The sequence below is a fragment of the Methylosinus sp. Sm6 genome, from assembly GCF_019802345.1.
Taxonomy (GTDB): domain Bacteria; phylum Pseudomonadota; class Alphaproteobacteria; order Rhizobiales; family Beijerinckiaceae; genus Methylosinus.
Map to the genome: position 1 here is coordinate 63,364 of NZ_JAINDZ010000017.1, position 9,137 is coordinate 72,500.

General features: G+C 67.0%; 10 protein-coding genes (1 of these 10 running past the window's edge). 8 read left to right on the forward strand and 2 right to left on the reverse strand.

Annotated features, from left to right (window positions below; translation table 11 throughout):
* Positions 1–27 precede the first annotated feature (27 nt).
* From amoC to gluQRS, 7 genes are all read left to right on the forward strand, one after another.
* Complete coding sequence (gene amoC / locus K3F48_RS12960) at positions 28–804, forward strand: bacterial ammonia monooxygenase, subunit AmoC (RefSeq protein WP_222575862.1); 777 nt, start codon at positions 28–30, stop codon at positions 802–804.
* 186 nt (positions 805–990) lie between these two features.
* Positions 991–1,761: a bacterial ammonia monooxygenase, subunit AmoA gene (amoA, locus tag K3F48_RS12965; protein ID WP_222575863.1), complete on the forward strand. Its 771-nt coding sequence runs from the start codon at positions 991–993 to the stop codon at positions 1,759–1,761.
* 138 nt (positions 1,762–1,899) lie between these two features.
* The gene (amoB, locus tag K3F48_RS12970) at positions 1,900–3,183 is read left to right on the forward strand and encodes a bacterial ammonia monooxygenase, subunit AmoB (protein WP_222575864.1); all 1,284 of its coding nucleotides are present in this window, start codon (positions 1,900–1,902) and stop codon (positions 3,181–3,183) included.
* 138 nt (positions 3,184–3,321) lie between these two features.
* Positions 3,322–3,798: a hypothetical protein gene (locus K3F48_RS12975; protein ID WP_222575865.1), complete on the forward strand. Its 477-nt coding sequence runs from the start codon at positions 3,322–3,324 to the stop codon at positions 3,796–3,798.
* A gap of 146 nt (positions 3,799–3,944) precedes the next feature.
* Entirely contained in the window at positions 3,945–5,291 is a 1,347-nt protein-coding gene (gene aroA / locus K3F48_RS12980) for a 3-phosphoshikimate 1-carboxyvinyltransferase (RefSeq protein ID WP_222575866.1), read from the forward strand.
* Entirely contained in the window at positions 5,284–5,937 is a 654-nt protein-coding gene (gene cmk, locus K3F48_RS12985) for a (d)CMP kinase (RefSeq protein WP_222575867.1), read from the forward strand. The genes aroA and cmk overlap by 8 nt, the downstream gene beginning before the upstream one ends.
* A 59-nt stretch (positions 5,938–5,996) precedes the next feature.
* A complete protein-coding gene (gene gluQRS, locus K3F48_RS12990) occupies positions 5,997–6,938 on the forward strand; it encodes a tRNA glutamyl-Q(34) synthetase GluQRS (RefSeq protein ID WP_255608965.1) in 942 nt (313 codons plus the stop codon).
* Positions 6,939–7,043: 105 nt separating this feature from the next.
* Here gluQRS and K3F48_RS12995 read toward each other — a convergent pair whose 3' ends face one another.
* Positions 7,044–8,084, reverse strand: coding sequence for an AI-2E family transporter (locus K3F48_RS12995; protein ID WP_222575869.1), 1,041 nt, complete (start codon positions 8,082–8,084; stop codon positions 7,044–7,046).
* 429 nt (positions 8,085–8,513) lie between these two features.
* On the opposite strand from K3F48_RS12995, the gene K3F48_RS13000 reads away from it, so the two are divergent.
* Positions 8,514–9,080, forward strand: a complete 567-nt coding sequence (locus K3F48_RS13000; protein WP_255608966.1) for a hypothetical protein — start codon at positions 8,514–8,516, stop codon at positions 9,078–9,080.
* A 17-nt stretch (positions 9,081–9,097) separates the two neighbouring features.
* Here K3F48_RS13000 and K3F48_RS13005 read toward each other — a convergent pair whose 3' ends face one another.
* On the reverse strand, positions 9,098–9,137 hold the 3' end of the coding sequence (locus tag K3F48_RS13005) for a M23 family metallopeptidase (RefSeq protein WP_222575870.1). 1,994 nt of this gene lie beyond the right edge of the window; the window shows 40 of its 2,034 coding nt (coding positions 1,995–2,034); its start codon lies off the right edge, out of view; it ends in the stop codon at positions 9,098–9,100.

A 9,137-nucleotide genomic window follows, 5' to 3' on the forward strand; every position in this document is an offset into this window, starting at 1 on the left:
GGGCGACCAGTGAGGAGGAAGTCGAGGATGAGCCTGACAACCGAGAAAGCGTCCGGAGCCGTCCGGGCGGCGGAGAGCGACACGATCGTCAATTACTGGCCAGCATACTGGACGATGATCTGCCTCGCCGTGTTCTACATCGGCATTCGCATTTACGAGCAATATTTCGGCTGGAAGGCCGGGCTCGATTCCTTCGCGCCCGAGTTCCAGACCTATTGGCTCAATCTGATGTGGACCGAGCTGCCGCTCGAGTTCATCGCCTTCTGCGGCATCGGCGGCTATTTGTGGAAGACCCGCGACCGCAACATCGACAAGGTCGCGCCGCGCGAGGAAATGCGCCGCCTGCTGGCTCTGGTCGGCTGGCTCGCCATCTACGCCTTCACCGTCTATTGGGGCGCCTCCTATTTTACCGAACAGGACGGCACCTGGCACCAGACGGTCATTCGCGACACCGACTTCACGCCGAGCCATATTCTGGAGTTCTACCTCAGCTATCCGATCTACATCATCGCCGGCTGGGGCGCCTTCATGTATGCGCGCACCCGCATTCCGCAGTTCGCGAAGAAGATTTCGCTGCCTTTCCTGCTGTTCTTCGCCGGCCCGTTCATGATCTTCCCGAACATCGGCCTCAACGAATGGGGCCACACCTTCTGGTTCATGGAAGAGCTGTTCACCGCGCCGCTGCACTGGGGCTTCGTCTTCTTCGGCTGGTTCGCGCTCGCCGTGTTCGGCACCGCCTGCCAGGTGCTCGACCGCGTCATCGAGCTCTCCAAGGAATATGAGGCCGACGTCCTGTCGCTCTGACCCGACAGGGCCGAAACACCGCGGCCGGCGACGAGACCGCAAGCGATACGCCGCCGCTCGCAGCTTCCCTTCCTCCTCCTCTCGAAGCGATCGCGCCGCGTGCGCGATCGCGCCCCAGGGGAAGGCAATAAGTCCGACATCCGGCGCGAGCGCCGGGGAGGAAACAATCTCGAGGAGCAAGAAAGAATGTCCATTTCGACAGAGGCCGGCGCGCCCGCCGGCAAAACATGGAAATCGAAGGAGGAGTTTCTCGGCTGCGTGCTGCTGACCGACTGGATCTTGCTGGTCGTGCTGTTCGCCGTCGTGCTCGGCTCCTTCCACATCCACTATATGCTGCTGGCCGGCGACTGGGATTTCTGGATCGACTTCAAGGATCGCCGCATGTGGCCGACGGTGGCGCCGATCGTCGCCATGTGCTTTGCCGCCGCGGTGCAGTCCTTCCTGTGGCAGAAGTTCCGCCTGCCGATCGGCGCGACGGTCGCCTGCCTCGCTCTGCTCGTCGGCGAGTGGATCAACCGCTATGACAATTTCTGGGGCTGGACCTTCTTCCCGATCAATCTGGTGTTCCCCTCGGCGCTGATCCCCATGGGCTTCTGGCTCGATGTGGTGCTGATGATGTCGGGCAGCTGGCTGGTGACGGCGCTGGTCGGCTCCATGGGCTGGGGCCTTTTGTTCTATCCGATCAACTGGCCGGTGCTCGCGCAATATCACCAATCCGCCGAGATCGACGGCGTGCTGCTGACGCTCGCCGACCTCATCGGCTTCAACTACGTCCGCACCGGCACGCCGGAATATATCCGCATGGTCGAGCGCGGCACGCTGCGCACCTTCGGCAAGGATGTCGTCCCGGTCGCGGCCTTCTTCTCGGCCTTCATCTCGATGCTGATCTACTTCCTGTGGTGGAAGATCGGAACCTGGTTCAGCAACACGAAATACATCGAGGCCGAGGACATCTGATCGAGCCCGCGCTTCTCGAGAAAAATCGAGGCGGGCCGGCTCCGGCGGCCCGCCTCCCCAGAAAAACGATCGAGACGAACGCCCGCGTCCGCTTCCGATGGGACGGACCGAGGCGAGACGACAGGGAGAGAAAGAGAAATGACCATTTTTTTCGGAAAGCTGGCCGAATTTGCGAGGGGACGCGCGCGCGCGCTCGCTTTTGGTCTCGCGGCGGCGATCGTCGCCACGACGCTGCCGGCGGCGACGCCCGCGTCGGCGCATGGCGAGCGCTCGCAGCAGGCCTTTCTGCGCATGCGCACGCTGAACTGGTACGACGTCAAATGGTCGAAGACCGAAGTCAATGTGAATGAGGAGATGGTGCTCTCGGGCAAGGTGCACGTCTTCTCCGGCTGGCCGCAGGCCGTCGCCAAGCCGGATGTCGCCTTCCTCAATGTCGGCGAGCCGGGCCCGGTGCTCATCCGCAAGGGCGCCTATGTCGGCGACGTGCCGGCTCCGCGCTCCTTCACGCTGCAGGTCGGCAAGGACTATGAGTACAAGCTCGTGCTCAAGGCGCGACGCCAGGGTCGCTTCCACGTCCATGTGCAGATCAATGTCGAAGGCGGCGGACCCATCGTCGGCCCCGGCGAATGGATCACCATCAAGGGCGACATGAACAACTTTACCAATCCGGTGACGCTGCTCGACGGAACCACGATCGATCTCGAGACCTATGGCATCACCTGGGTCTACACCTACCACTTCCTGTGGATGGCGGCGGCCGCGGTCTGGATCCTCTACTGGTTCATGACCAAGGGCATCATCGCGCGCTATTGGTGGGTGAAGGCGGGCAAGGCCAATGAGCTCATCACCGTCAACGAGAAGAAGTTCGGCGGGCTGTGGCTCGCGGGAACCATGCTCGCGGTGATCTTCGGCTACGCCTGGGCCAACAGCGCCTTCCCGCGCACCTTGCCCATGCAGGCCGGCCTTTTGAAGGGCATCGATCCGATCCCGCTGCCGCCGCAGACGGTGACCGCGCAGTTCAAGGGCGGCTCCTATACGGTGCCGGGACGCGAGCTGGCGGTCAAGCTCGTCATCACCAACAGCGGAACGGAGCCGGTGAAGGTCGGCGAATTCACGACCGCCGGGCTGCGCTTCCTCAATCCGGAGGTGTTCACCACGCGGCCGCAGTTCCCCGACTATCTGCTCGCCGACCGCGGCCTCTCGGTCAGCGATCCGACCCCGATCGGGCCGGGCGAGACCCGTGAGCTGACCGTGCTGGTGCAGGACGCCCGCTTCGACATCGAGCGCCTGTCCGACCTCGCCTATGACACGGACAGCCAGTTCGGCGGCCTGCTGTTCTTCTTCGCCCCCTCCGGCGCGCGCCAGGGCGTCGAGATCGGCGGACCGGTGATCCCGAGATTCCAGGCTGGCGCCACGCTCTGACCTCACGCCCGAGCTTCACGCGGTTCTCTCTTCTCGCCGCGTGTCGGTCCGAACTTGCCCCGCCCGGTTCGCCGGGCGGGTTTTTTGCTTCCGTCTCGCGCGCGCTTCTCGCTGGAGCCCGGCCCGAAGGAAGATATGATGCACGAGCATGAGCAAGCCGGGGATGTCCGGGCCGTTCCGGCGCAAATTTTGAAGCGGAGCTTCCGGCTTCTCGTGCTCCGGGAGTTTCGCGAGAAAGATCGGCCGCCGGCCTTGGCGCTGATCCGGCAGCAAATTTTGCGCGACGTGCATCGACTTCAGCGCCATGGAATATTTTTCAGCTGCACGTTTCTGCCGGAAATCACGCAATGGCTGAGCGAGCTGTTGGGGCGGCCGTCCCTTCGTCCGTCGGACTATCCCGCGAGCCCTGCTTACCGCAACCCGGCATGGCCCTCTGTTCTGTGGCGTCCGGACAGCCGAATTTGGGATGACGGCGTTCAGACGGTCGAATGGCGCGCCGAGGTGATCTTTGCCGACCAGGCGTCTTTCGATGCGTTCATTACGCGCTGGAAAGACCGCTTGATCGCAGGCGACCCGACGCGCGGAGCCGGGGACGGGTCATCGGCCGCGCTCTGAGAGCGCGGGCTCCGTCGCGCGAGGCGAGCCGTCGCCTCGCGCTCTCGCCTGCGCCCGACGATTTGTGACGCGGCGGCGCGCGTTGTATATGCGCGAAGCCGCCTGGGCCGGAGGAAACGGCGCCGCGGCGGGAGCTCGATCGAAAATTGCTGACGGACGCCGAACATCCCCCGACGCCGCGACGCGCCTCTCTCTCGCATGCGCTCTCTGGACGCTGCCGGCCGCCGGGCGACAAATCCGTGTCGCATCGCTCGCTGATCCTCGGGACGCTCGCCGTCGGCGAGACGCGCATCGAGGGGCTGCTGGAGGGTGAGGACGTTCTGCGCACGGCCGAGGCCTGCCGGGCGCTCGGCGCGCGCATAGAGCGGCTCGGGCCGGGCTCGTGGAGCGTGCGCGGACCTGGGCTCGGCTCGCTGCTCGAGCCGCGCGAGACCCTGGAGTTCGGCAATGCCGGCACCGGCTCGCGGCTGATGATGGGGGTCGTCGCCGGCCATCCGATCGCCGCGCGCTTCGACGGCGACGCCTCTTTGCGCAAGCGGCCGATGCGCCGCATCCTCGATCCGCTGACGCTGCAGGGCGCGCGCGTGCTGGAGGAGGCGGAGGGCGGGCGCTGCCCGATCCTGCTGCGCGGAACGGCCGAGCCGCTGCCGGTCGAATATAAGACGCCGGTGGCCTCGGCGCAGATCAAATCCGCCGTGTTGCTGTGCGGGCTCAACTCGCCCGGCCGCACCGTCGTGATCGAGAGCGAGGCGTCTCGCGACCACACCGAAAAAATGCTCACGCATTTCGGCGCGAGCGTCACCAGCGAGCCCTTCGGCGCGCATGGGCGCAAGATCACGCTGGAGGGGCGGCCGGAGCTGCGGCCGGCGCCCGTGCGCGTGCCGGCCGATCCGTCCTCGGCGGCCTTTCCGCTGGTCGCGGCGCTGCTCGTCCCGGGCTCGGAGATCGTGATCGAAGGGGTGATGACCAATCCGTTGCGCAACGGCCTGCTGACGACGCTGCAGGAGATGGGCGCGCGCATCGCGCTCGAGAATTTGCGCATCGAGGGCGGCGAGGAGGTCGCCGACATTGGCGTCTCCGCCTCGACGCTCGCAGGCGTCGACGTGCCGGCCGAGCGCGCGCCGTCGATGATCGACGAATATCCGATCCTCGCCGTGGCCGCGGCTTTCGCCAGCGGCGAGACGCGCATGCGCGGGCTCTCCGAGCTGCGCGTGAAGGAATCGGACCGGCTCGAGGCCATCGCCGCGGGCTTGCGCGCCAATGGCGCGCGATGCGAGATTATCGGCGACGATCTGATCGTCAGGGGCGGAGCAGGGCGCGTTTTGGGCGGAGGGACGGTCGAGACGCATCTCGATCATCGCATCGCCATGAGCTTTCTCGTCATGGGGCTCGCCGCCGAGCAGGATGTGACGGTGGACGACGACCGCATGATCGCGACGAGCTTTCCCGATTTCCGCGCCCTGATGGAAGGGCTGGGGGCGCGCTTTGCCTGAGCGGGGCCTCGTCATCGCCATCGACGGGCCGGCGGCCTCGGGGAAGGGCACTCTGGCGCGGCGGCTCGCCGAGCGTTTCCGCCTGCCGCATCTCGACACGGGCCTGCTCTATCGCGCCACCGCCTGCGCGCTGTTGGACGACGGCCGGCCGCTCGACGATATTCGCGCCGCGGTGGAGGCGGCGCGCGGCCTCGCTCTCCGCGACTTTGACGAGGCGCGGCTGCGCAGCCGCGAATTGGGCGAGGCGGCTTCGGTCGTCGCCGCCATCCCGCAGGTGCGCGCGGCGCTGATCGACATGCAGCGCGGCTTCGCGGGGCGCCCGCAAGGAGCGGTGCTCGACGGGCGCGACATCGGCACAGTGATCTGCCCCGAGGCGCCGGTGAAAATCTTCGTCACCGCCAGCGCCGAGAAGCGCGCGCAGCGGCGGGCGCTGGAGCTCGCCTCGCGCGGCGAGAAAGTCGATTATGCGGCGGTGCTCGCCGATGTGCGCAGGCGCGACGAGCGCGACAGCGGCCGCGCTGAGGCACCGCTGAAGAAGGCGGAGGACGCGGTCGGGCTCGACACCACCGATCTCGACATAGAAGCGGCGTTCCGCGCCGCCTGCGAGATCGTCGAGGAGCGGCTGGCGCTCGCCGGCAAGGCGTGATGTCCGCGAGCCCGAAGGCTCGCGGTCCGGAGTCGCGCGTGGACCGCGAGCCTTCAGGCTTGCCTCACGCAGGCGAAAGGGTCTTTCGCTTCGCGCCCTCGCCCAATGGCTATCTGCATCTCGGCCACGCCTATTCGGCGCTGCTGAATTTCGACCTCGCGCGCCGCGCCGGCGGCTGCTTGCTGCTGCGCATAGAAGATATCGACCGCGTCCGCGCGCGTCCCGAATATGAGCGGGCGATCCTCGAGGACCTCGCCTGGCTCGGCCTCGAATGGGAAGAGCCCGTCCGCCGCCAATCCGAGCATTTCGACGATTACGCCGGCGCGCTGGCGAAGCTCGGCGCGCTCGGCCTGCTCTATCCCTGCCGCTGCACGCGCGGCGACATCGCACGCGCGACCGAGGCGCGCGGCTGGCCCCGCGATCCCGACGGCGCGCCGCTCTATCCGGGGACGTGTCGCGGCGCTTCGCCCCCTCCCTCACCCTCCTCCGCTTCGCGGGAGAGGGAGGCGGCCGCCGTTGCGCGAGCTCTCGGCGAAGCGCCGAATCTGCTCCCTCTCCTGCGAAGCGGGGAAGGGCCGGGGAGGGGGCTTTCGACGAGCCTTCGGCTCGACATGGCGAAGGCGGCGGCGATGGTCGGCGGCGAGCTGCGCTGGCGCGAGGCCGAAAGCGGCGAGATCGCCGCCGATCCCGCCGCATGGGGCGATGTGATCCTCGCGCGCAAGGACGTTCCGGCGAGCTATCACATCGCCGTCGTGGTCGACGACGCGCTGCAAGGCGTGACCGATGTGGTGAGGGGGAGCGACCTCTTCGCGGCGACGAGCCTTCACCGGCTGCTGCAGAGCTTGCTGGGTCTGCCGGCGCCGCGCTACCGCCACCACGAGCTGGTGCGGGACGAGGACGGCCGCAAGCTCGCCAAGAGTCGGCTTTCCAAGCCGCTGCGGGAGCTGCGGGCGGAAGGCGCGACCCCCGCCGACGTGCGGCGGATGGTCGGTCTCGGATGAGCCCTAGAGCGCTTTCCGATCGAGCGGAATCGTTCGATCGATCAGAAATCGCTCAAACTAAAGAATGCTAGAGCATTATCCGATCCATTCGGATCGGATAATGCTCTAGACCCCGTCGTCGCGCGTGTCGCGCGGGGCCTCGCCCGCCGCGATGCGCGCGATCCAGCGCGTCGATGGGAAATGCTCGCACAGGGTCAGCACGGCGATGGCGATCGGCACGCCGATGAACGCGCCGGGCAGGCCCCAGAGGAAGGTCCACAACAGCACGGCGAACACGACGACGGTCGGCGACATCGCCAGCGCCGTGCCCGAGAAGACCGGCTCGATCCCGCTGCCGATGACGAGCTGGATGACGCCGAGCGCGCCGAGCACGAGCAGCGCGGCCTGCGCGGAATCATATTGCACATAGGCGAACAGCGCCGGGAGAATGGTGACGACGAGCGAGCCGATATAGGGCAGATAGTTGAGCGCGAAGCTCAGCACGCCCCAGGCCGCCGCCCGCTCGAGGCCGATCGCCAGCGCGAACAGGAAGACGAGCGCGCCGGTCGTGAGGCTCGCGACGGTTCGCACCAGCATGTAGCGGTGGAATTTTTGCGCGATGCGCGCGCTCGCGCGCAGCAGACGAGAGGCCGTGTCTTCGTTTGTCGCGGCCGCGATGTTCGCCTTCAGCGTCGACGTCTCGGCCAGTCCCATCACGACATAGACGAACACGACGAGCGCGAAGCCCGCGAGCACATTGAACCGCGTCGCCGCTTCGCGGACCACGCCGAGCATCCAGCCGGCGTTCGCATGTTCGGTGATCAGCGCGCCGACGAAGACGTCATGCGCCTCGAGCCATTTCGTCGACGCCTCGAAGCTCGTTTTCACGCGCTCGAGATTTTGGGCGAACCAGTCGACGAGCTCGCCGCCGCCCCAGACGATCAGCGAGGACAGCGTGATCGCCACCGCGAGCGCGCAAGCCACGGTGACGAGGAGCGCCGCCCAGCGCGGCAGGCGCATTTCGAGCGCCGTCTGCAACGGAAACATCAGGGCGATGATGAAAATCGCAAAGACGATCGGCTCCACCACCGTCTGCCCGACATGCGCCGCGACCAGCGTCAGGAATATCAGGAGCGCGGCTCCGGCTGCGTTTGCGGTCTCCGCCATGGTCCTACCTCTGCGCGACGAGGCCCGAAGGAAGGTAGAGCGGCGCGTGAATTGGTGAACTCGCGACGCGTGCTCATTGCCGCGGCGCCCTCATTGCCGCGGCGCTGCGCCGCTCTAACATTTCGTCCGACCCGATCGATTGTCGGAGGCAATGCGCGTGTCGACAAAGACGCAGACGGACTCTTCCGTTTCACGCCGCTCCAGGGTCGGCGGGGCCTTGGCCGCGCTCGCCTCGGCGCCGCTGGCGGCGCGAAGGCGCAGGAGCGGCAGTTCGTGCGTCCCTGGCATATGCCGCGCGGTCCGAGGACGCATCGCAGCCTATTCCGACCGCGCCGGCGTCCGCTGGCCGCCGTCATGCGCCGAGTCCGCGGAAGCGAAGGGCGCAGACAGGCCTGCGCCCGTCTGCGCGAACCACTCGAGAGGTTCTCGATGAATAATCACACAGCGAGCATGCCGGCGCCGCGCGCCGCGTCGCAACCGCCGATCCGACTGGCCGGCTGGGCGCGGCAGAAAGCGCCTTACTTTGCGGTGCTGATTCTGGCGATCTTCGGAGTCGCCTATACCTCCATCGCGCAGAAGCCGCTGTTCGGCTATTGGGAGTTTCTGGGCGCCGCGGTCGGCGTCGCCTGCGTCGCGATCGGCTGGCGCAAGACACAGGACAAGCGCGAGCGCTATGTCATCGCGCGCACGCAGCTCCTGCATTGGGCGGCCTTTCTCGTGGCGATGAACATCGTGCTGTGGCCGAGCGTCAACACTTTCCTCAACGGCCCTTCGACGGGCCTCGCCCTGTTGCTGCTGCTCGCCCTCGGCACATTCGTCGCGGGCGTTCATGTCTCCCGCGACATCGCCGTGCTCGGCCTGGCGCTCGCCGCCGCCGTGCCGGCGATCGCTTGGTTCAAGCAGATCGCGCTGCTGCTGGCGCTCGGCCTTCTCGTGCTGGTGGCGGTCGGCGTGACCTTGTGGACGCGGCGCGACGACGCTCCGCCGGCCGCGTGACCGTTCAGCGTGACCGTTCAGCGTCCTTGGCGAGCGACGCGCGGATTGTTCGGCGCC